1 pseudogene is annotated in these 673 nt (G+C 68.4%); it reads left to right on the top strand.

The annotated features are described in order from the left end of the window. Positions 1–673 (top strand): annotated as a pseudogene (locus IG62_RS0140980) (relaxase/mobilization nuclease domain-containing protein); the annotation flags it as partial.

Here is a 673-nt window from a genome sequence, read left to right as displayed (position 1 = left end):
GCCCGAAGGCGACGATCTGGCATGCCGCTGGATCGCCGTCCGCCACGCCGACGACCACATCCACATCCTCGCCACCACCGTCCGCGAAGACGGCCGCCGTCCCAAACTCCACGACAGCGGCATCCGCGTCGGCGATGCATGCCGCGAGATCGAGAAGGACTACGGCCTGCGCCGCCTGAAGAAGGGTGACGGCACCGCTGCTCGCCGCCCCACCCAGGCCGAAATGTACAAGGCCGAACGCCTCGGCTGGAAGCAGACCAGTCCCGAGTGGCTCCAGGGCCGCATCCGTGCCGCCATTCCCCACGTGACCGACGCCGAGGAATTCATCGCCTATCTCGAAGCCGGCGGCATCGAGGTGCACGTACGGCGCGGCCCGTCAGGAGATCTCCTCGGGTATGCCGTCGGTCGCCCCGGCGACCTCAACGAGGATGGCGAGCAGATCTTCCACCCGGGCGGCAAGATCTCCCCCGACCTGTCCCTGCCCAAGATCAAGGCCCGCCTGGAATCCAGCCAGCCCGAAGAGCACCCCACCGCCCGCCGCAACCGCCCAAGCACTCCCTGGCACCAGGCCACCGACGCCCTCGACGCCCTCCATACCGACTTCGCGGACGACGCACACGCCCAGGCGCACATCACCGCCCTCGGTGAACTAATCGAAGCCACCGCCCAGAAA

The organism is Streptomyces sp. NRRL S-337 (assembly GCF_000720175.1).
Classification (GTDB): Bacteria; Actinomycetota; Actinomycetes; order Streptomycetales; family Streptomycetaceae; genus Streptomyces; species Streptomyces siderophoricus.
The sequence above is the reverse complement of the archived record's forward strand: the minus strand, read 5'-3'. Positions and strand labels throughout refer to the sequence as shown.